Origin of the sequence: Bacillus sp. FSL K6-0073 (assembly GCF_038006085.1) — a bacterium.
GTDB classification, from domain to species: domain Bacteria; phylum Bacillota; class Bacilli; order Bacillales; family Bacillaceae_G; genus Bacillus_A; species Bacillus_A cereus.
Map to the genome: position 1 here is coordinate 1,356,797 of NZ_JBBOUN010000001.1, position 22,170 is coordinate 1,378,966.

The window sequence follows — 22,170 nt, forward strand, 5'->3', positions numbered from 1 at the left end:
AATAAGTAGGTGAAGGCAATGTTTCGTTATTTTAAGTTTAAGTTAAATGATACAGTACAGTTTGCCGAGAACGATGGGCATATGTATCGCATTGTCGGTTATCGGTTAGAAAAAGGATTTTATCCAAAAGATGAATGGACTCATATCATTTATGAACTACTTAGAGAATTTGACGGGTATACGATGGATGCAGAAGAGGAAGAACTTGTAAAGGTCGTTCAAGTAGAGGATGAGTATTACAAAATACAAGAAGTATCAGGTTATCGCTATCCAGTAAAAATGAAACAAAAACAACAAGTGATGAAAATAGAAAAGATGGACGATTTATTAGATGCTTACAATGATTATAAAAGGTTGGCGGATTTCTTTAAAGATTTATCGTATGAACAAAAAGCTGAAGAAGTATTGTTAGAAATGAAAAGACTTAGAGCTTGAGGGGCAGTCTATTATAAGACTGTCCTCTATTTTTGGCAGTGCATCAAAGTGTGTTTTCCGTTACAATGAGAGAATCAATAGAAATAAGGTGATAAACAGTATGGAAACAAAGAAAAAGGGCGAATGGTGTGAAATTATCGTTCCAGCTAAATGGAATGGTATAAGTATTGAATCGGTATTAAAAGTAGAATGGGAAATACCGAAAAAGCTATTACATCAGCTTCGTATGGAAAAAGGTGTTACAGTTAACGGGGAACAAAGAAGATGGAATGAGCTTTTAAAAGAGAACGATAAGTTACAAGTCCATATGTTTGCGGAGGAAGAGTACGGTGTAGATCCAGAATATGGTGAATTACATGTAGTATACGAAGATGATCACGTACTTATCGTAAATAAACCAGAGCAAATGGACACACACCCTGCTGAAAAAGGTGGAACCGGGACGCTTGCAAATCTTGTTGCTTTTCATTTTCAAATGCAAGGTTTAGAGACGAAGGTGCGTCATATTCATCGTTTAGATAAAGATACGACAGGTGGTGTCGTGTTTGCTAAGCATAGAATTGCTGGTGCAATTATGGATCGTCTATTAATGGAAAGAAAAATTAAAAGAACGTACGCAGCGCTCGTTGAAGGGAAAGTAAAGAAGAAACAAGGAAAGATTGATGCTGCTATCGGAAGGGATCGCCATCATGCTACAAGGCGTCGTATTTCTCCAAAAGGTGACCAAGCTATCACATATTATAAAGTAGAAAAGTATTTTAAGAAGCAAAACACGACTTTCGTAACGTTACAATTAGAAACGGGTAGAACACATCAAATTCGTGTTCATATGAGTCATAATGGTAATCCACTAGTTGGGGATGTATTATATGGTGGACAAACAAAATATATGTCCAGTCAAGCATTGCATGCGATGAAGATAAATTTCTTGCATCCAATTACGAAAGAAGCAATTGAAGTTGATGTGCCGTTTCCTACAAAGTTAAATAATAAAATAAAAGAATTTCAAAAAGAAAATGCGTAAAGTATAAGTTTTAACTTGAAAAAAGTAGATTTTTGCAGGGATTTCTCTAAAAGAAGCGAAGCCGTTAAGAGAAAAGAGAGGTGAGAATCACTTGATCAAATATAAGTATGTACTTGGAATATTTTTCGCTTGTCTTTTACTTACTCTATTTCTCTATCCCTATTTACCAAATCGTATGGCAGTACATTGGAATGTAAATGGTGAGCCAAACGAGTTTATGAGTAAACAAGTTGTTGTAGCATTTATTCCTTGTTTTATTATTTTTTCATATGGATTTTTGTATATTATTTCACATAATATATTTAAGTTTAATGAAAGAGAGCATGGTATTATAGGCGGATTTATAAAGAAAATTACGTTATTTATGTTGTTTATTCATATGCTTATCCTCTTTATTAATTTTGGGGAGTTGATATCCTTTCAAACAGGATTAACGATTGGGATTAGTATGTTTCTTTTTATGCTGAGTAAAGAATTTAAGAAAATAAAAGGCAAAGAAAAAGATCCAATTAAATTACAAAAAATTCGTTTAGTAAGTAGACGAATTTTTCAAGTGATGGCATGTGGCATATTGTTTTCATTGTTTTTGAACTTAGAGTGGGGATTTTATGTATTGCTTAGTGTAATAAGCTGTGGATCTATGTTGTTTATGTTATATATTTTCTATTCATACATAATAGAAAGCTATGAAACTTAAAAAAGAGTCTTCTCATGAGAAGACTCTTTTAATCTATTTATTTCGTAATAAATTGTTGTGTCCAGTAGTTGCCGCTTTCTACATAGCCAACACCGATGTGAGTGAAGCCGTTATTTAAGATGTTTGCACGGTGTCCAGCGCTGTTCATCCAAGCTTGTACTACTTCTTCAGGTGTACGTTGGCCTTGAGCGATGTTTTCACCTGCAGATGTATAAGAAATACCAAATTTCTTCATCATATCAAACGGAGATCCGTATGTAGGACTGTTATGATCAAAGTAGTTGTTTTTTTGCATATCTTCAGACTTAATACGTGCTACTTTACTTAATTCAGTATCGATTTTTAGTGCTGGTAAGCCTTGTTTTGCACGCTCAGCGTTTGTTAATTCAACAACACGTTGTTCGAACTCGCTTAAAGATTTTGCTTCTTCAGCAGGCTTTTGCTCAGCAGGTTTTTGTTCAGCAGGTTTTTGAGTATTGTTGTTTTCAGCAGGTTTTTGAGCTTCTGGTTTTTGAACTTCTTCAGCAGGCTTTTGCTCGGCTGGTTTTTGTTCAACTGGCTTTTGAGTTTCTGGCTTAGCTGTTGGTTGCTCAGTTACAACATTTTCAGTAGCTTGTTGACCAGGAATGAAGCAGTTTGGTTGGAAGTTTCCTTGTTGCCATTGTGCTAATGATTCAACTCCCATAGATTGTAAGAATGCTTGTAATTCTTGTTGGCTCATTTGTTTCATCATCACTTTTGAATGCTGAATATTTTGAACCTTTACGTTAGATGGTTGTACTGTTGCAGCTTGTGCATCTAGAGAAGATACTCCTAAAGTAAGAGCTGTTGCAGCAGCTACAGATAATAAAACACGCTTTTTCATGATGTGTGTCCCCCTATATAAAGTTTTAATTTGTTTTCACACGATTTGTTTTTGACAGCCTGTCTGACTGACAAATTCATCGTAGCATACAATTTGCGAGAAAAAAGATGGAAAAAAATTCATAGACTTTAAAATTACCTAATTTATCCTAAGAGAAGAAGGGAGCAAAAATAAGAGAAATATAGAGTATAAAAGGAATTTATAGTGTTTTTATACTTGGTTTTAAGAGGGGATTTTTGGATAAAGTTACCTAAATAGAAAATGAAGAATCCTATTGTATCAATGGTTTGAGCGATTTTTTGAGGAATATAATGGATTGATTTTTACAAAACTGTAATGTTTCTGTTGTTCTTTTTTATAATAAAGTAACATATTTTTAATGTTGTAGCAGACAAAAAAGCGGCTATCTCTTTACATAGACGAAGGAGATAGCCGTTTTCCTATTATTACGTATGTTACGAGTTATTACGAGTTAGTTTCAATTGCTTCTAATAATAAATCCACAATGTGAATTCCTCTCATCTTATGAGAAAGCTCTTCTCGCTCAATACCCAATTTCATTTGTAATAAACAACCCGGATTTGCAGTAACAATGGTTGCTGCTTCTGTTTCATGCACACGGTCCATTTTGTAATCTAGAAATTCCATTGATAACTCTGAATGAACAATATTGTAAATACCAGCAGAGCCACAGCAACGATCGGCATCTTTCATTTCTCGATATGTTGCACCTTGGATAGCCTCTAGTAACATACGAGGTTCAGAAGATGTGCGCATAACATTGCGTAAATGACAAGAGTCTTGATACGTAATAACTTGCGGCGTGAGTCGTAAGTCAGTTCGCTTATGGAAGTCTAGTTCTACTAGTATAGCAGTAATATCTTTAATCTTAGAAACAAACTGCTTAGCACGTTCAGCCCAATCCGGATCATCCTTTAAAAGATAATCATAGTCTACGAGGTAAGCCCCGCAACCACCTGCATTCGTAATAATATAGTCGATGTTTAAGTCTTCGAATGCTTTTATATTGCGCTTTGCTAATTCTTTTGCTCCACTCTTTTCACCAGCATGTCCATGCAATGCACCGCAGCAACTTTGTGTTTTCGGAATAACGATATCACAACCAGCTAATTGAAGAAGTTTCATCGTTGCGTTATTTGTTTCTAAAAACATCGTATCCATTAAGCAGCCTGTGAAGAATGCAACTTGTTTTTTCTTTGTACTTTCTGCAGGTAAAAATGAAGGACGATCTTTCATCGCTTTCATTTTAGGGACTTTTGGTAAAACGAGATCCATCGTTGCAAGTGTTTCGGGGAATAACTTCATAATCCCTGTTTTATGTGTTAGCGTTTGTAAACCAGAACGTTGATAAAATCCGATTAGTCCAGTTAATGTTCTCATTCGATTTTGATGGGGGAATAATCCTTCAAAAACGACTTTTCGAACAGCTTTCACTGGCACCGAGAATTTTTTATTTTGATTAATAATATCACGAGCTTCTTCTAATAAATGCCCATAATTTACACCAGATGGACAAACAGGCTCACAAGCACGGCAACCAAGACAAACGTTTAATGTATTCTCAACATCTTCATCTGGTTCGATTAAACCATCAACGACAGCTTTCATTAATGCGATACGTCCGCGCGGTGAATGTGATTCTTTATATCCGGATTGAATGTAGGTAGGACAAGTAGGTAAACAAAAACCGCATCGCATACAGTTTAGTAATTCATCTTCACTTAATCGTTCTTTAAATTCTTTTTGAATATTTTCTTTATTCAATGTCGTCATCGCTCAACCACCACTCTTTTTCGGGTGTCTTTCGCGAACATTTTTCCAGGATTCATAATGTTATTTGGATCGAAAGCTTGCTTTATTCCTTGCATAGCTGCAATACCTTCTTTACCTAATTTCATTTCTAAATATGGAGCTTTCATCGCACCAACACCATGTTCACCAGTAATTGTGCCACCAAGTTCAATTGCTTTCGCAAATATTTCAGCAAAAGCTTGTTCAGCTCGGTGCATTTCTTCTGCATTACGAGCGTCTGTCATACAAGTTGGATGTAAGTTACCATCACCAGCGTGTCCAAACGTACAAATAGGAATATTATATTTTTTTGCAATGGTATTAATAGCTTCAACCATTGGAGCTATTTGTGAACGTGGTACAGTTGCATCTTCTAATATTGTAGTAGGTTTTAATCGTGCGAGCGCTGATAGGGCACTACGGCGAGCGGTACGAAGCGCATCTGCTTCCGTCTCATCTTTTGCAACGCGAACATCAACTGCATTCATAGAGTGACAAATGTTAGCCATTTTTTCAATATCACGATTGACTACTTCGGGTGGACCGTCTTGTTCGATTAATAAAATTGCTTTTACATCTGTAGGTAAACCGATTTGTGCAAACTCTTCTACTACTTCAATTGTCGGTTGGTCTAAAAACTCCAGTGTTGCTGGAATGATTTTATTTGCAATAATAGAAGAAACAGCACGTGCAGCTTCATTAATATCTTCATATAATGCAAGCATTGTTTTCTTTGTTTCAGGCATAGGAACAAGTTTTAATATGGCTTCTGTTACCACGCCAAGTGTTCCTTCAGAACCGATAAATAAACGAGTTAAATCGTAACCAGCTACATCTTTTGCTAATTTACCACCAGTGCGAATAATATCACCATTTGGTAAGACAAGTTCAAGCCCCATTACATAATCACGTGTTACGCCATATTTCAAACCGCGTAATCCACCTGAGTTTTCATTAATATTACCGCCGATTGTAGAAATTTTCATCGAGCTTGGATCTGGTGGATAAAATAAACCTTTTTCTTCTACCGCTTTAATAATATCAAGTGTAATGACACCAGCTTGTACAGTAATTGTTAAGTTTTCTTCATCAATTTCTAAAATATTGTTCATATGGCGGAAAATAAGGACGATACCGCCTTCAAGTGGACATGTTCCTGCGCAAAGATTTGTTCCAGACCCGCGCACATACACAGGAATTTTGTGAGTGTTACATACTTTTAACACTTCAGCTACTTCATTTGTATTACGAGGAGCAATGACTGCATCAGGCATTGCTTGGAAGTTTGGAGTGGCATCATAACTATAAGTTAAACGCCCCATATTGGATGTATCTACATTATCTTCGCCAACAATAGATACGAATGAATGAATAATTTGTTTTTCTAACATTGGAAATCCCCCTCAAACTGTTAACGTGTTTAGTTATAATAAACAACGTGGTAACAGTGCTTTCATTATAATGATAAAAAAGTCGAGGGATTCTTTCTATGTATAATCATCTAAAGATTAATCTGTTTTATCGTTCTTTTTTGTATGATTATCTAATAGGAGGAGTGCGAAGTATAAAACGTTTAAGTCTTTGAATTGTTTTGGATCAAGTCCTGTATGTTCTTCAATCTTTTTTAGCCTATAATGTAAGGTGTTAATGTGTATATGTAATTGTTTAGCTGTCTGTTTATAAGATTGGTTATAATCGATAAATAAGCGTAAAGTGTGCATAAGCTCAGGAGATGATAGTAAGCTTTCGATGGTACGCTCTAGAAATTGTTCACGCGTTTCGGCAGAAATATCTTGTAAACACATTTCTAAACGTAAATCTTCATTAAATACAATTTTTTTCGTTTCCAATGATACAGAAAGAGCACGTAATGCTTGTTCGTAACATATGTTCATATTGTTTGGGGTAACTGTTTGCCCAATCCCGATATATAAAGGAATAGAAAATAAAGCTTCGCAGTCTTGTTTTAACCGTTTTAAAAACTGATAAGTTTGTTCTTTGGAGCTCATCGCTGTAAATAAAATAAAACGATCATTTCCCCAGCGAACAAATAGATGCTCTTTTGTTAAAATATTTCGTACATGTTGCCATATTTTACGCTGGAGCATTGTGTCATTTTTGCCAATAGAAAACAAAACAAGTTGTTTTTTCTTATATAAATCAATGCCAAGTGTTTTGGCACGATCAAGAAAACTCGGGGACCACTCTGTATTTTGAAGCCAATCAAAGACAAAAGCTTCATAAGAACGGTGCTCAAGTTCTAATTGCTCTAAAAAGTAGTTTTCATGAATTAATAATTCGGTCATCTTACGCAATATTTCTCCGTAGCGTGAAATATTTTCAGGTTCTCCGGTAATCCCAATGACACCAATTACTTCATCATGAAATAATAGAGGAAGATTCATCCCAGCCTTTACACCTTGCAATCGCCTTTCATCTTCTTTTGTAATGATGACGGTTTTCTTTTGTTTAGCGCAGCGGAGTGCACCTTCATGAAATTGGCCAATTCTTTCTGTATCTGTACTTGCGATAATAACGCCTTCTATATTAATGATAATTATATTTTCTGTAATTAGTCTGCGTACTTCTCGTACAATTTTATTCGCTAAATCAGGAAATAGCATAATTGACACACCTCAAATTCTATTTGTTGTACATTATATATGTAAATTGAGTAAGAAAGGGAAATTTCACACTTTCCACACATTTATTTGTTATTTTACAATTATAACGAAATCATCTGAAGATGGAGGGAATCTTTTGAGAAAGTATGTTTTTCTTCTCTGTTTTTTATTTCTATTAGTAGGGTGTCAAGGAAGTTCATATACACCAATTGCTAAAGATAAAAATGTTATTATAACTACGAATATAAAAGAAGGCAGTATTAGTTTTATTGATAAAAAAGATAAAAAGTTAATTACGACATGGGAACTAAATGAGCCAATGGCCGGAATCACACTGCTTCCAAATGGCGATGAAATACTTGTATACGGTAAGCAATTAGAATATATGTATGTATATTCACTAGCGGAAGGAAGGCAAGTGGAAAAATATAAAACTGGAAAGGGCATTGTAAATGTGGTCGTATCAGCAGATAAAAAACAATTATTTGCTGCTGATCAAAATGTTCAAAAGGTAAGGTTCTTTACGATAAATGGGAAAGAGACAGGAAATGTTTCAACAGGAAAAGGGCCTATAACGATGGTAGAGTATCAGAATCGGTTATCTGTACTAAACTTTTATGATACGAAACTAACGACAATTGATACGAAGAAAAAAGAAGTTGTTCAATCCTTTATGATTCCGCCAGCATCAACAGGAGCGACGATTAGTCCTGATGGGAAAGAAATATGGATTGGCGGGCATGGTGATGGAAATCAAGTGAATGAGAAAGTATTAGTGTATTCTTTACAGAGCGGTGAAATGGTACGTTCTTTACACGCTCCATTTATGCCTGTGAACATAACGAAAGATAATAAGTACATATATGCATTAAGCCACGGTTCGAATATGCTTAGAAAATTTGATATTAGTACGTATAAAGAGGTAGCTTCCGTTGAAATAGGCTCAAATCCATTTGCATTTTTGAAAAGCGGAGCAGAAGGATATGTAGCAAGTTATGATAGTGATGAAGTGTGCGTCATGGATATGAAGAGTATGAAAATAAAACAAACAATTAAAGTCGGAAAAGGACCGTTTCAACTCATAGAGAGGGAAGGGAAGGACAATGAATAAATATAGAGTGCTAGTTGTAGATGATGAAAGTGATATGAGACAGCTTGTTGGAATGTATTTGGATAACTTTGGATATGAGTGGGGAGAAGCTGAAAACGGAAAAGAGGCTCTTAAAAAACTAGAAACGGATCATTATGATTTCGTTGTATTAGATATAATGATGCCAGAAATGGATGGACTTTCAGTTTGTAAAGAAATTAGAAAAACGTCAGATGTGCCGATTATATTTTTAACCGCAAAAGGTGAAGAGTGGAATAGGGTGAATGGCTTACGTATGGGAGCAGATGATTATATTGTAAAACCGTTTAGTCCTGGTGAATTGGTTGCCCGTATGGAAGCCGTACTAAGAAGATATACAAAGCAAGAACAGCAAGAAGAGATTCAATTTGGACCAATTCTTATCAATGAAAAAAGCAGACGAATTGAGGCGAATGGTGAGTTGATTTCTCTTACTGTAAAAGAGTTTGATTTACTATATTTTCTTTGTCAGCATACAGGACAAGTATTTAGCCGGGAGCAATTACTTGAAAAGGTATGGGGATATGATTATGCCGGAAGTACAAGAACAGTAGATACGCACGTGAAAACGATGCGCTTGAAGCTTGGAGAAAGTGGAAACTACATTCAAACTGTTTGGGGTGTAGGCTATAAATTTGAGGTGTAACATATGTTTACGATGGTACAAAAACTTTGGCTTACAGTAGTATGTGCAGTATGTGTAACAGTGTCCTTTCTTTATTTCGTATCTTTATACTCGTATGAAAAGTTATACGTTGATAATTTAAAAGCTTCGTTAGTAATGGAAGGAAAAAGTCTTGCTGCTCAATATGATAAGCGTGAAGGAATATCAACTTTTGAAGAGAAAGTAAGATCGTTTGATCAAATATCTAGTTCGGACGTTATTTTCGTATCTAATCCGCGTGATTTAAGCGCATGTTTGCCTTTTGATGTGCATCATCATTCTCTTATAAGTGAAGGAGATAGGCAAACGCTATTAGATGGGGAAACTGTGACAAAAATAGGATATGAAGAACATTTTGACCGTAATATTATGGGGGTTGTCATTCCTGTATTGGAAAATAAAAAATTAGTCGGAATTGTCTATTCGTATATTCCTTTAAAAAGTATAAAAGATTTAATCTATGATATGGGTCTTATTTTAGCACCGTTAGCAATTGCTATGATTTTAATTACGATATGGGTTGGAAGAAAAATTATAATTGCAATTACGAAGCCACTTTCGCAAATGGAGCGGGTTGCAAATCATTTGGCTACGGGAGATTTTTCGGAGCGGATTACAGTTTCTTCAGAGGATGAAATTGGACGATTAGGAAAAGCATTTAATAAAATGGCAAATTCATTAGAAACAGAAGATGTAAAGCGTAAGGAATTTTTAGCAAATGTTTCGCATGAACTTAGAACACCACTTAGTTATATAAAAGGGTATAGCGAGGCTATTTTAGATGGTGTTGCAAAGGGAGCTCAGCAGGAAAAAGTAACTCAGCTAATTCATAAAGAAGCAGGTCGTATGCAGCGTCTCGTTCATGACTTGTTAGACTTAGCACAATTAGAAGGTGAGCACTTTCCGTTAAAGAAGCAACCTATCGTTTTTTCACAGCTGATTGAAGACGTATTAGATACGTATGAGATTAAGTTTATAGAAAAAGAAATTCATATTTCAACCAATTTAAATCCAGAGGTCATTGTCATGATTGATGAGGATCGTATGCAACAAGTGCTTCATAATGTGTTAGATAATGCGATACGATATACAAATCAAAAAGGAAATATCGTTATAACTTTAGAGCAAATCGATGATTACTGTGAATTAAAAATAAAAGATACAGGAATTGGCATTGATATAGAGCATTTGGAGAATCTTGGAGAACGCTTTTACAGAGTTGATAAAGCGAGAAGTCGTCAACATGGTGGAACAGGTTTAGGCATTGCTATTGTGAAACAAATTGTTCATATACATGGTGGACAGTGGAAAATTGAAAGTGAAAAAGATAAGGGAACAACGGTTATTATTAAACTGAATGTACAGGATGAGGGGGGCATGTTCTAATTTTCAGGGCATGTTCTTTATATTGAAGAAAATATTTATCCCGCTATTCGCTGGTCAGTAAGACCCTCACCTCAAAATTCAGCGGAAGCAAAGAAGTTAGGTGGAGGCACTGCTGCCCGTAAAAGCCCGATTGGTGAGGGCTAATAATCAGTGGGGGATGAACAAAACCCTCACTGATTAAAGTTTCACTTTATACGTAAAAATATAAATTAATATGTAATAAATATCGAAAATTTGACTATTTTATGAACAAAACATTTGTACTTCTTATCAATTCGGTCTAAAATAGTTATGATGCAAAGTTCTTATAAATCGTTTCAATTGTTGTTTGGAAGATACTGAGGTGATTTAACTGGAGTACAAATCTATTAAACCGAAAAAAATTTACGAAGAAGTATCTGAAGCTATTTTAACAATGATTAAAAATGGTACGTTAAAACCTGGTGACAAACTACTCCCTGTGCATCAATTAGCTGAGCAGTTTCAAGTTGGCAGATCTGCTGTTCGTGAAGCGCTAAGTGCGCTAAGAGCGATGGGCTTAATTGAGATGAAACAAGGAGAAGGTACATATGTGAAGAACTTCGATTCTTCTTCATTAACGAAATCATTAAACAATAGATTATTAATGAAGAAAGAAGATATTTTGAATTTATTAGAAGTACGAAAGGTGCTTGAAGTGGGGGCAGTTCGAGTAGCGGCGGCAAAACGTACGGAAGATAATTTACAAAATATGAAACATTGGTTAGATGAAATGGCAAAGAGCATTGGAGATGAAAAGGCTGGCGAAAAAGCCGATTTTCAATTTCATATGGGAATTGCAGAGTCTTCGCATAATAGCATTTTGCTTGAACTCATGAATCATGTTTCAGAGATGATTGCTGAAACGATTGGTGAATCAAGACGCATTATTTTATATGGTGAACAAACGACATCAGAACGACTTATAGAAGAGCATCAAGTTATATATGATGCGGTGTTAAAACAAGATGTAGAATTAGCGCAGCAAGCAATGCTAGATCACTTAACAAATGTAGAACATATTGTCACAGGTAAAAACGATATAAATTCGTAATTTAATCTTTTAAAAATTTAATTTTCTGATAAAATAGAGAAAGATTAAGTAAGCGTTTTCTTTAGAAGAGGGAGAGGATAGGCCATGGTTGAGCCTATTTCTTCTCTGCTAAGTCATCTGATGACCATATGTTTGTTGGTGAAGTTGTAAAAAGGGGGAGTAATAGTTATGAAAGTTACTTTATTTGTTACTTGTTTAGTCGATATGTTTGAAACAAATGTCGGCAAAGCAACGGTTGAAGTGTTGGAGCGTTTAGGTTGTGAAATTGAATTTCCAGAAGCGCAAGTTTGTTGTGGTCAGCCTGCTTATAATAGCGGCCATGTAGAAGCAGCAAAAGAAGCAATGAAACATATGATTGAAACTTTCGAAGATGCAGAATATATTGTTACGCCATCTGGTTCTTGTGCGACAATGTTTCATGAGTATCCACATGTTTTCAAAGATGATCCAAAGTGGGCTAAACGTGCACAAAAAGTTGCTGATAAAACTTATGAATTTACACAGTTTATTGTGGATGTTTTAAAGGTTACTGATGTTGGTGCAAGTTTACCAGGGGTCGCTACTATTCATAAATCATGTCATATGACACGTATGCTTGGAATAAAAGAAGCACCAGGAATTTTATTATCAAATGTAAAAGGATTAACTGTGAGAGATTTGCCAAACGTGCAAAATTGTTGCGGGTTTGGGGGAACGTTTTCAGTTAAGATGACTCCAATTTCTGAGCAAATGGTAGACGAAAAAGTAGATAGTGTAATGGAAACAGGTGCAGATTATTTAATCGGTGCAGATTGTGGGTGTTTGTTAAACATTGGCGGACGTATTGAGCGTTTAGGAAAAGAAGTAAAAGTAATGCATATTGCTGAGGTACTGAATAGTCGCTCATGAAGGGGGAACATAAGCTATGTCTATGAAAATCAGTGAGAAAAAATTTAATGATCGCGTTGGTGATGGAATTCAAGATTCGTTTATGCGCGGAGCAGTATCTTCTGCACAAACGCGTTTATATACGAATCGCTTAAAAGCCGCAGATGAACTAGGAAACTGGGAAGAGTGGCGTGAACTAGGTGAACAAATTCGTCAACATACGTTAGAAAATCTTGATTATTACTTAATGCAGTTAAGTGAAAATGTATCAAAAAGAGGCGGACACGTGTACTTTGCGAAAACGAAAGAGGAAGCAGCAAAGTATATTCAAGACGTTGCAAAAAAGAAGCAGGCAAAAAAGGTAGTAAAATCAAAGTCGATGGTAACAGAAGAAATTAGTATGAACCATGCGCTTGAAGAGATTGGCTGTGAAGTGTTAGAGAGTGACTTAGGAGAGTATATCTTGCAAGTAGATAACGATCCACCTTCACATATTATTGCACCTGCACTTCATAAAAATAGAACGCAAATTCGCGATGTATTTAAAGAAAAGCTAGGCTATGAAAATTCTGATGACCCGTATGAAATGACAAAGTTTGTTCGTAAACAACTTCGTGAGAAATTTATGGATGCAGAAATTGGTGTAACTGGTTGTAACTTTGCTGTTGCAAATACTGGCTCTCTTTGTTTAGTAACGAATGAAGGTAATGCAGATCTTGTTATGTCAATTCCTAAAACACAAATAGCGGTAATGGGTATGGAACGTATGGTTCCGACAATGGAAGAATTAGATGTTTTAGTTGGTTTACTATGTCGTAGTGCAGTAGGTCAAAAATTAACAAGTTATGTAACAGTAGCGGGGCCAATTCAAGAAGAGGAAGTTGATGGACCTGAAGAATTTCATTTAGTTGTTGTTGATAATGGTCGCTCTCAAATTCTTGGATCTGAATTCCGTTCAGTATTACAATGTATTCGTTGCGCTGCTTGTGTTAATGTATGTCCTGTATATCGTCACGTTGGTGGACATTCATATGGATCGATTTACTCAGGACCAATCGGTGCGGTATTAACACCGCTTCTAGGTGGATATGATGATTACAAAGAGCTTCCTTATGCATCTAGTTTATGCGGAGCATGTACAGAAGCTTGTCCAGTAAAAATTCCATTGCATGATTTATTATTAAAACATCGTCAAGTCATCGTTGAGCAAGAAGGTCGTGCACCACTTGCAGAAAAACTGGCTATGAAAATGTTTAGTATGGGTGCTTCTTCAGCTGCTTTATATAAAATGGGTTCAAAAATGGCACCAGCGGCAATGAGTCCATTTACATCTGGTAATCGTGTATCAAAAGGTGTTGGACCACTTAAAAACTGGACGGATATTCGTGAATTCCCAGCTCCAAGTAAAGAACGATTCCGTGATTGGTATAAAGATCATAAGAAAGGAGGGGATAAATAATGACAGGATTAATTCAAAACCGTGATGCCTTTCTAGATAACATTGCAAAAGAACTTGGGCGCGCGCGTAAAACAGAAGGCGTAGAGCGTCCAGTATGGAAAAGTAATGTGAATATAGAAACGTTAAAAGATTATTCACAAGAAGAATTACTAGAAGTGTTTAAAGAGCAATGTACAAACATTCATACAACTGTAGTAGAAACGACAAACGACCGTTTAGGTGAAGACCTTCAAAAAGTAATCATGGAAAACGGCGGGGGACCTATTTTATTATCAGCAGATGCGCGTTTTGATGCATATGGTTTAACATCTTTATTTAAAGAAGAACTTCCAAAGCGAGATGTTGAAGTAAATGTATGGGATCCAGAGAGAAAAGACGAAAATATGCGTTTAGCTGAAAAAGCGAATATTGGTATTGCATTTAGTGATTATACATTAGCTGAATCTGGTACAATTGTTGTACAAAGTCATAAAGGTCAAGGGCGTTCTTTACACTTTTTACCGACTGTATATTTTGCTATTATTCCACGTGAAACACTTGTGCCTCGTATTACACAAGCAGTTCAGGATATGAACTCACGCGTAGAAAATGGGGAGACAGCGGCATCTTGTATTAACTTTATTACAGGGCCAAGTAACTCGGCTGACATCGAGATGAATCTTGTTGTCGGAGTACATGGACCATTAAAAGCAGTTTATTTCATCGTATAAAAGAGGGGAAAGCAGGCCAGGAAATGGCCTGCTTTTTAGTAGAATAAAGGATAATATGAAGTAGAAGTTCTCTCCTTTTTTTGCTATGTTTTTTGGGAAAGGAGAGGAAGGGATGTTCACTTATTTATATGCACTGTTAGCAGGGATGGTGTTTGGTTCTTTTTTTATGCTAGTTGCGATGAGGGTTCCATTAGGTGCTTCTATTATTACCCCGCGTTCACATTGTGGTTATTGCAAATATGTGCTAAGGACAAAAGAACTAATCCCTATCATTTCATTTTATATACAAAGAGGCTGTTGTACGAATTGTAAGAGGAAAATTCCAATTATGTATGTAGCATTTGAATGTATAACAGGAGGTATATTTCTTCTTACAGTGTATATGATTGGAATAGAACGAGAGCTTATTATTATTTTATCCCTTTTTTCGCTACTTCTTATTATTTCAGTTACAGATTACTTATATATGTTAATTCCTGATTGTATTTTAATTTCGTTTGCCTTTTTACTCATTCTCGAAAGTGTTTTTGTACAATTAGTTACTTGGACAGATAGTATAGCTGGTAGTGGTGTTATATTTATTTTGTTATATTGCATGCAAAAGATATATCCAGAAGGGCTTGGCGGAGGAGATATAAAACTACTTTCGTTACTTGGATTTATAGTAGGAGTGAAAGGAGTTTTTATCGTTTTATTTTTAGCATCTTGTTTTAGTCTTTGTTTTTTCGGGATTGGTATCGGATTAAAACGTATAGAAGTACGAAAGCCAATTCCATTTGGTCCTTTTATTAGTCTCGGGGCAATATGTTATGTATTGGCCGCATATTCAAATTAGAGAGGGAATCGAAAATGAACGTATATATGGATGATCAAAGAAGTTGCCCGTTCGGGTATGTGCCCGCAACTACAGTAGAATGTGCTTTGCAAATGGTTCGGGATTATGATGTGAATATTCTTTCTCTTGATTTTAATATGGGATGGGGAGCGAAAAATGGACTAGATTTTGTAGAAGCTTTTTGTACAGAGGGGTTATATGTAAATGAAATTCACTTTCATACGAATGATGTTATCGGTATGCACAAGATGAAACAGAGAATGGATAAGGGAAAGGAAGAAGGAGAAATTACTCCTCACCTTGTTGTTAAATACGTGGGAAGCTAAAAACTCCAAAGTAAAACTTTGGAGTTTTTAATGCTTCATATGGGCTTGTAAAGGAATAATCTCTTCTTGTTGAGCTGTTGCGATTTCAGTTTCTTCCTGTTGAACTTCAGGCGTTTTCTTTGTTAAGTAGTGGTATACCATACCGACAAATACTGATCCGCCAATAATGTTACCAATTGTAACAGGAATTAAGTTATGAATAGCACCTGAAAAAGAAATTGTCTCAGGATGCGGTGAAACTAAAGATAAAGCAAAGAGTGATAAGTTTGCAATACTATGTTCGTAACCAGATAAGAAGAATGTGAAAACAAGTAGCATCATGACCATTATTTTTGCTGTGTCACCTTTAACCTGAGAAGGTAAGAAGCAAGCAAGACATACGAGCCAGTTACATAAAATGGCTTTAAAGAATAACTGCATTGTAGGTGTATTCATCTTTCCTTCAACGACTTTACTCATTAAGTGACCGTGATCAATTGCTTCAAAAATTCCAGTTGCGTAAAATAGTAAGGCAAAGAATAATGCGCCGGCTAAGTTACCTGCATAACAAGCAACCCAGTTACGAAGTGTATCAGAAATCGTTGTTTCTTTTCTTAAAGTTGCTACAGTAAAGTACATTGTGTTTCCAGTAAACAATTCAGCACCGCCATATATAATAAGTACGAGAGCAATCCCGAAAAACATAGAGGCAGATAAATAAGTTGCTGGTGAATCTGCAATGTGAAAAAAGTTACCTAATTTAAAACATAGTACAATAATAAAACCGATATAAATCCCCGCAAGTGCAGCACGAATGAAATATTGCATTGGGTTTGTATCTAGTATTTTCTTTTTGCTTTTAGCCAGTTTGACAACATAATCTAGTCCTTGTTCTAGCATGAGTAATACGCTCCTTTAGTAAATCTTCTATAAATACTCCTTATATGAATAAAGTACATGGAATTGTTCCTACTTTCAATGAGTTTGTGCAATGTTTCACAAAAAGGACATACATACATTAAGAAAACGTTTACAAAAGGTAGTATAATGGAATTTTTTCTGGACATTGCGAGGAAGAAAGGAAAAAGAAAAAGCGCTGTAATTACAGCGCTTTTTCGTCTAAATTCTTTTCCACTTTTACTTCTACTTCTTTTGAGAAGAACCAACCACCAACTGCGATTCCGACTAATACAATCCAGAATGTAAGCTTCCACGGAGTGGATTCTGGGAATGAATGTGGAATTACATTTAATGCAGGGTGTGCTAACGTATAAACTGCTAGCTTCACACCAACCCAACCTACAATTAAGAATGCTGCAGTTTCAAGCCCTGGTTTACGTTTTAAGATTTGTACGAAAGCAGTTGCTGCAAATCGCATAATGATTAATCCGATAAGTCCACCTACAAAGATAACAACGAATTGCCCAGTATCAAGACTACCAATTGTACCTAGTCCTGTTTTTGGTAAAGTCATTGCTAGTGCAACAGCAGCTAAAATTGAATCAACTGCGAAGGCGATATCAGCAACCTCAACTTTAAATACAGTCCACCAAAAGTTCTCTTGTTTTTTCTTTGCTTCTTTTTCTTCTGTTTCTTCATCTGTATTCTTTTTAACATATGTTTTAAATAAGTGATTACCAGCGATAAACATAAGGTAGATGGCACCGATTGCTTGCACTTGCCATACATCGACTAAGAACGAAATCATAAATAACGATCCAAATCGGAAAACGAATGCCCCCGCTAATCCGTAAAATAGTGCTTTCTTTCGTTTTTCTTCTGGTAAATGTTTTACCATAATTGCAAGAACAAGAGCGTTATCAGCCGCTAAAATCCCTTCAAGTGCAATTAGGATGAGTAATACCCAACCATACTCCAATAATAATGATACATCCATGTACATTCTCCTCTCATCTCTATAACTTCTAAATAAGTGAAGAATTTCCCCACTATTTAGTTTCCCCATACTCCTGCCTATTAACTTTGGAAGAATCTGGAAATGAATGCAAAAAAGACCTCTGCCGTTAATAGGCAAAGGTCTTGCTAGACATATGTAATAAAAATGCCAACAAAGCCGGAAGAACTAAGTTCTACGTAATGACGACTTTGTTTCCAAGATATATTCTTGGACGCTACTCCCCTTTGGAGATATGTTATTGTATTCTCATTATATGGATAATTTATACGGTTGTCAACCTGTTAAAATATCTTCATTCGGATATTTTATTTTTCGGTTCTTTTTACGAGCAAATGAAAATGCCAATGTTAAAGGACCCATTTTCCCAAAAAACATCATAAAAATAATAATCGCTTTTCCAATTATAGTTAAGTGGGGTGTTAAGTTCATACTGAGGCCAACAGTCCCAAATGCTGAAAATACTTCGAAAGCACTCATCAATAGAGGAACTCGTTCAGTAATACTCAAAATTAAAATAGCAAAAAAGATAAATGAAATAGAAATAATAGTAATGGTTAATGATTTGACAATGAGAGTATCTTTAATGGATTTTTTAAATACGACAATATCTTCTTGTTCTTGTAAAAATTTAAATACGCCAAAAAATATGATTAAAAATGTTGTTAACTTAATCCCCCCACCCGTTGAAGCACTACCAGCACCAATAAACATAAGTAGCATCATTAATAGCAGGGAAGGTTTTGACAATGTAGAAATATCAACTGTATTAAACCCGGCAGTTCGCGTTGAAATTGCTTGGAAATAAGAGGCCATTCCTTCTTCAAATGGGGTAAAACCTCTCATAGAAAGAGAGTTATGGAACTCGAATATAAAAATAAAAAGGGTAGCAATAATGTTGATGATTAGAGTAGAAGAGAGCATAAGTTTTGAATGTAGTGTAAGGTTTTTAAAGTTTTTCTTTCTTTTTATGTCTACGATCACTGTAAAACCAATTCCACCTAAAATGATGAGAGAGGAAATGACGAAATTGACAATAATGCTATGAGAATGGGACATTAAATTATCGCTCCACACAGAAAAACCAGCATTGTTAAAGGCTGAGATTGAATGGAAAAAACTATAATAGATCCCTTTGGTAACCCCGTATTTTGGTACCCACTCAAAAGAAAGAATTAAAGTAGCGATACATTCGACTGTAAAAGAGAATAAAAATAACGCTTTGGCAAGACGGATGACGCCGCCTATATTCGTTTGATTTAATGCTTGTTGTAATAAAATACGGTTTTGAAGACCGATTTTTCTGCCGAGCATAATCGCAATTAAGACAGCAAAGCTCATAATACCAAGTCCGCCAACTTGTATAAGCGTTAAAATGACACATTGTCCAAACAAAGTAAATACTTTTCCAGTGTCCACAACACCAAGCCCTGTAACCGTACAGGCAGAAACTGTTGTAAATAAAGCATCGAGCCATGAAATAGACGTTGTTGTAGCGATTGGAAGCTTTAATAAGCATGTACCTATAATTGATAACATGATAAAAGACAAAGTAAGAACGCGGGGAGGACTCATACGAATGTTAATCCGTTTCATGTTATATATCGTTCCTTTCTGTTTGCTCTTACTAGTATGTGAAAAAGTCCGATTATGTATGTGAAAAATAGAAAGAGGCAGAGAATATCTGCCTCTAAGCCATATGTTATATTATTATCCGCGTAATTGTTGTTGAGCTAAAGAAACAAGACGTTTTGTTACTTCACCGCCAACTGATCCGTTAGAACGAGATGCTGTATTAGACCCTAAGCTTACGCCGAATTCTTGTGCAATTTCATATTTAAATTGATCAAGTGCTTGTTCAGCACCTGGAACTAGTAATTTGTTTGTTTTTGCCATGATGATACACATCCTTATGAGTAATCCAGTCCAGATAAGTACTTATCTGAATTGGTACTGTTATTTTATGTGGAACCGGCGTGCTCATACGCGGAAGTAATCGGTGTGATTAGAAGTTATTGGATAGAAAAAAGAGTAGCAAATTTGCTACTCTTTTTTTAGTATTGTCGCTGTACCTTCCACGACAATATCATCCGATTGATTATATATATTTGTTTGCAACGTAATGATTTTTTTATCGTCACGCTTCTTAATAACCTCTGCCACAACGCGAAGTGTATCACCGATTTTGACAGGGGCACGGAATGAAACATTTTGGGATAAATAAATCGTATTTTTGCCTGGGAGTTTCGTTCCAAGGATGGTAGAAATAAAACTCGAAACGAGCATACCATGGGCAATGCGTTCTTTAAACATTGTCGTTTTTGCAAAAGAGTCTAAAATGTGAATAGGATTCACATCCCCAGTCAATTTTGCAAAATTGATAACATCTTCATCTGTAATTGTTTTTGTAAGGGATGCTTGATCACCGACTTGAATCTCATCATAACGAAGCTCCGGGACGGTTTGTGCTTCTTGAAATGGATTCATTTTGTCCTCCTTCTTTTCCATATCGAAAAATGCCAGCCATCTTGATGTAGTAGGAGGAAGAAAGAGTTTTGTTTGTGCTGCAGTTAGCTCCCACATTTTTCTTACTTGATGGAAGTAAATAGATTTTTTGAGTTTTCCTCGAACTTTTTTGCGAGTTCCAACTGTTTTGACTTGAACTCTTCCAAAAAACCTTCTAACTGTTTTTGAGCCTCTTCACGTTGTAATTGTTGTTGCTCAATAAATTGTTTTGTTGTTTCTTCAAATTGACCGCTTGTTTGTGTAAGAATTGACAAAGATGTTTTTGTAGGAGAAACAGTAAGTTGATGCATATGAGCAGAAAGTTCCTTCCATTTGTCCTGCCACTCGTTAATTTGATCATTTAAGGAGTTTCCAGTTAATTGTTTCACGTAATCTGTATATTGGTTGTTGAACTGAGCAGTGAGTTGTTGTAGTTCTTTTTCTAGTTCATCTACTCCTGATGTTAATTTATGCAAAGCGTCTTGTTGTTGTTTTAATGTTTCTAAAGTAAGCTGCTCTAATTGTTTCCCAGCTGAAGAGAAAAGGGAAAGTGATTGAGACCAGCTTTTCCAAAATGCATCGACTAATTCGTATGGTTTAGTTTCCATTATTTGACCCCCAAATGTTTTTTTGCATATTGTGAACGCAGATTACTCTGCTGTACCACCAGGTGAAGATGAAGAATCCTTTTCATCCTTTTCTGGAGAAGTAGAAAATGGAAAGAATGCATTGGTGTATAACGTGAAAAACGTTCGCAACATATTTTGATAATGTTCAAAAGAAGTCGCACATGTTGTTAAATATTGCTCTCCATATTCAGTTAAAGAATAAATTCTTTTTGCCGGCCCTCCATCGCTTGTATCCCAAGTAGAAGAAATAAGGTTTTCTTTTTCTAATTTGCGTAGTGTTCTATAAACATTACCTTGGTCAACAGAAGAAAAGCCGATATCCATTAGCATTTGAATAAGTTTGTAACCATGAAGACTCCAGTCTTTTAGACATAGAAGTAAGAAGGGAACTAAGAAGTTTTTTGGCATGGAGTTTGGTTGTTTCGCTTGGTTGCTCTCCAAACTTTCGCGTTGTTCTGGTTCATTTTGTAGCATGATTGTGCATCACCTCATGAATCAGTTAGATGGAATTTTTTGCTTATAAGTGCAATTTACACCTATCTGTTTTTAAAGTCAACACATTTGTTAGAAAATAGAAAAAAATAAAATATAGACTTGAAGTTTTATTCAGAATATTAGAAAATAGTGAATAGGTTGAATTGTTTCAAAAACGAAAAAAGGAGTGTAGGTAAAGTGATTGATCAAAAATTCGATCCACTACAAGCATGGAAAAATGCTTATGAACAAACCGAAACATTTTGGGGAAAAGCGCTCAATGAAACAATTAAAACAGAAGAATATTCTGCTTGGATGGGCAGCGTTCTAGATTTGAATTTGTTTTATCAAAAAGCATTAAATGATACGACAAAAAACTATTTAGAACAAGTAAATGTGCCGACGAAAGAGGATATCGCAAGAGTGGCTACGCTTGTTATTAACTTAGAAAATAAAGTAGATAACATTGAGGAGTTTCTAGAGGAGAAAGTCGATTCTTTAGGACAAGCTCCTACATTAAAGCGTGATGTGACGAAAGTGAAACAAGATATTCGTACGCTTGAAACAAAAGTAGATCAAATTTTAGAATTGCTAGAAAAGCAAAATGCAGTACTAGCTAAACTACAAGTACCTGTAAAAGAAGAGGTAAAGCCTACGAATAAGCCAGAAAATAAAAAATGATAAAAGCGCTTGTTTATAACAGATAAAAGAGAGAGGGAGAATCTCTTTTCACGTATAAACAGCGAAACATAATTATATATGG

At 35.6% G+C, this 22,170-nt stretch carries 24 protein-coding genes and 1 riboswitch; of the genes, 13 read left to right on the forward strand and 11 right to left on the reverse strand.

Annotated elements, in window-relative coordinates; genetic code table 11:
- Nucleotides 1-18 precede the first annotated feature (18 nt).
- From MHB52_RS07110 to MHB52_RS07120, 3 genes are all read left to right on the forward strand, one after another.
- Complete coding sequence (locus MHB52_RS07110) at nt 19-435, forward strand: hypothetical protein (RefSeq protein WP_000490301.1); 417 nt, start codon at nt 19-21, stop codon at nt 433-435.
- Between the two features lie 100 nt (nt 436-535).
- Entirely contained in the window at nt 536-1,459 is a 924-nt protein-coding gene (locus MHB52_RS07115; RefSeq protein ID WP_000448321.1) for an RluA family pseudouridine synthase, read from the forward strand.
- A gap of 91 nt (nt 1,460-1,550) precedes the next feature.
- Nucleotides 1,551-2,156, forward strand: coding sequence for a DUF1648 domain-containing protein (locus tag MHB52_RS07120; protein ID WP_000598996.1), 606 nt, complete (start codon nt 1,551-1,553; stop codon nt 2,154-2,156).
- A 37-nt stretch (nt 2,157-2,193) separates the two neighbouring features.
- Here MHB52_RS07120 and MHB52_RS07125 read toward each other — a convergent pair whose 3' ends face one another.
- The 4 genes from MHB52_RS07125 to MHB52_RS07140 all read right to left on the reverse strand — a co-directional run bounded on the left by MHB52_RS07125 (nt 2,194) and on the right by MHB52_RS07140 (nt 7,466).
- Nucleotides 2,194-3,021, reverse strand: a complete 828-nt coding sequence (locus tag MHB52_RS07125; RefSeq protein WP_061662866.1) for a CAP domain-containing protein — start codon at nt 3,019-3,021, stop codon at nt 2,194-2,196.
- Nucleotides 3,022-3,486: 465 nt separating this feature from the next.
- Nucleotides 3,487-4,815, reverse strand: a complete 1,329-nt coding sequence (locus MHB52_RS07130) for a (Fe-S)-binding protein (protein WP_061662867.1) — start codon at nt 4,813-4,815, stop codon at nt 3,487-3,489.
- Nucleotides 4,812-6,224, reverse strand: coding sequence for a glycolate oxidase subunit GlcD (gene glcD, locus MHB52_RS07135; RefSeq protein WP_000890753.1), 1,413 nt, complete (start codon nt 6,222-6,224; stop codon nt 4,812-4,814). The genes MHB52_RS07130 and glcD overlap by 4 nt, the downstream gene beginning before the upstream one ends.
- Before the next feature lie 117 nt (nt 6,225-6,341).
- Nucleotides 6,342-7,466 (reverse strand): CdaR family transcriptional regulator, encoded by a 1,125-nt coding sequence (locus MHB52_RS07140; protein ID WP_001999325.1) that lies wholly within the window; start codon nt 7,464-7,466, stop codon nt 6,342-6,344.
- 127 nt (nt 7,467-7,593) lie between these two features.
- Between MHB52_RS07140 and MHB52_RS07145 the strand changes: the two genes are divergently transcribed.
- The 9 genes from MHB52_RS07145 to MHB52_RS07185 all read left to right on the forward strand — a co-directional run bounded on the left by MHB52_RS07145 (nt 7,594) and on the right by MHB52_RS07185 (nt 15,905).
- Nucleotides 7,594-8,568: a YncE family protein gene (locus MHB52_RS07145; RefSeq protein WP_001234145.1), complete on the forward strand. Its 975-nt coding sequence runs from the start codon at nt 7,594-7,596 to the stop codon at nt 8,566-8,568.
- Nucleotides 8,561-9,232 (forward strand): response regulator transcription factor, encoded by a 672-nt coding sequence (locus MHB52_RS07150; protein ID WP_001046399.1) that lies wholly within the window; start codon nt 8,561-8,563, stop codon nt 9,230-9,232. Before MHB52_RS07145 ends, MHB52_RS07150 begins: the two co-directional genes overlap by 8 nt.
- Before the next feature lie 3 nt (nt 9,233-9,235).
- Nucleotides 9,236-10,636 (forward strand): sensor histidine kinase, encoded by a 1,401-nt coding sequence (locus MHB52_RS07155; RefSeq protein WP_061662868.1) that lies wholly within the window; start codon nt 9,236-9,238, stop codon nt 10,634-10,636.
- A gap of 382 nt (nt 10,637-11,018) precedes the next feature.
- Nucleotides 11,019-11,708, forward strand: coding sequence for a FadR/GntR family transcriptional regulator (locus MHB52_RS07160; protein ID WP_254904472.1), 690 nt, complete (start codon nt 11,019-11,021; stop codon nt 11,706-11,708).
- A gap of 168 nt (nt 11,709-11,876) precedes the next feature.
- On the forward strand, nt 11,877-12,596 hold the full coding sequence (locus tag MHB52_RS07165) for a (Fe-S)-binding protein (RefSeq protein WP_000869150.1): 720 nt from the start codon (nt 11,877-11,879) through the stop codon (nt 12,594-12,596).
- 16 nt (nt 12,597-12,612) lie between these two features.
- The gene (locus MHB52_RS07170) at nt 12,613-14,034 is read left to right on the forward strand and encodes a LutB/LldF family L-lactate oxidation iron-sulfur protein (RefSeq protein WP_000061930.1); all 1,422 of its coding nucleotides are present in this window, start codon (nt 12,613-12,615) and stop codon (nt 14,032-14,034) included.
- Nucleotides 14,034-14,744, forward strand: a complete 711-nt coding sequence (locus tag MHB52_RS07175; RefSeq protein ID WP_000147183.1) for a LutC/YkgG family protein — start codon at nt 14,034-14,036, stop codon at nt 14,742-14,744. Before MHB52_RS07170 ends, MHB52_RS07175 begins: the two co-directional genes overlap by 1 nt.
- A gap of 112 nt (nt 14,745-14,856) precedes the next feature.
- Nucleotides 14,857-15,579 carry a prepilin peptidase gene (locus MHB52_RS07180; RefSeq protein WP_000495718.1) on the forward strand — a complete coding sequence of 241 codons (723 nt, stop codon included), beginning with the start codon at nt 14,857-14,859 and terminating at the stop codon, nt 15,577-15,579.
- 14 nt (nt 15,580-15,593) lie between these two features.
- A complete protein-coding gene (locus tag MHB52_RS07185; RefSeq protein WP_001103761.1) occupies nt 15,594-15,905 on the forward strand; it encodes a cyclic-phosphate processing receiver domain-containing protein in 312 nt (103 codons plus the stop codon).
- Between the two features lie 27 nt (nt 15,906-15,932).
- Here MHB52_RS07185 and MHB52_RS07190 read toward each other — a convergent pair whose 3' ends face one another.
- The 7 genes from MHB52_RS07190 to phaQ all read right to left on the reverse strand — a co-directional run bounded on the left by MHB52_RS07190 (nt 15,933) and on the right by phaQ (nt 21,407).
- A complete protein-coding gene (locus MHB52_RS07190; protein WP_000893029.1) occupies nt 15,933-16,784 on the reverse strand; it encodes a formate/nitrite transporter family protein in 852 nt (283 codons plus the stop codon).
- Between the two features lie 202 nt (nt 16,785-16,986).
- The gene (locus tag MHB52_RS07195; protein WP_000383326.1) at nt 16,987-17,781 is read right to left on the reverse strand and encodes a TerC family protein; all 795 of its coding nucleotides are present in this window, start codon (nt 17,779-17,781) and stop codon (nt 16,987-16,989) included.
- Between the two features lie 82 nt (nt 17,782-17,863).
- Nucleotides 17,864-18,037: riboswitch (yybP-ykoY riboswitch) on the reverse strand.
- A gap of 38 nt (nt 18,038-18,075) precedes the next feature.
- Nucleotides 18,076-19,395 (reverse strand): TrkH family potassium uptake protein, encoded by a 1,320-nt coding sequence (locus MHB52_RS07200; protein ID WP_000822339.1) that lies wholly within the window; start codon nt 19,393-19,395, stop codon nt 18,076-18,078.
- Between the two features lie 114 nt (nt 19,396-19,509).
- Nucleotides 19,510-19,695, reverse strand: a complete 186-nt coding sequence (locus tag MHB52_RS07205) for an alpha/beta-type small acid-soluble spore protein (RefSeq protein WP_001140707.1) — start codon at nt 19,693-19,695, stop codon at nt 19,510-19,512.
- A gap of 147 nt (nt 19,696-19,842) precedes the next feature.
- Entirely contained in the window at nt 19,843-20,286 is a 444-nt protein-coding gene (locus MHB52_RS07210) for a MaoC family dehydratase (RefSeq protein ID WP_001067916.1), read from the reverse strand.
- A 101-nt stretch (nt 20,287-20,387) separates the two neighbouring features.
- Nucleotides 20,388-20,912, reverse strand: a complete 525-nt coding sequence (gene phaP / locus MHB52_RS07215) for a polyhydroxyalkanoic acid inclusion protein PhaP (RefSeq protein WP_061662869.1) — start codon at nt 20,910-20,912, stop codon at nt 20,388-20,390.
- Nucleotides 20,913-20,954: 42 nt separating this feature from the next.
- The gene (gene phaQ, locus MHB52_RS07220) at nt 20,955-21,407 is read right to left on the reverse strand and encodes a poly-beta-hydroxybutyrate-responsive repressor (RefSeq protein WP_000939955.1); all 453 of its coding nucleotides are present in this window, start codon (nt 21,405-21,407) and stop codon (nt 20,955-20,957) included.
- 198 nt (nt 21,408-21,605) lie between these two features.
- Between phaQ and phaR the strand changes: the two genes are divergently transcribed.
- Nucleotides 21,606-22,088, forward strand: coding sequence for a polyhydroxyalkanoic acid synthase subunit PhaR (phaR, locus tag MHB52_RS07225; protein ID WP_061662870.1), 483 nt, complete (start codon nt 21,606-21,608; stop codon nt 22,086-22,088).
- Nucleotides 22,089-22,170 lie beyond the last annotated feature (82 nt).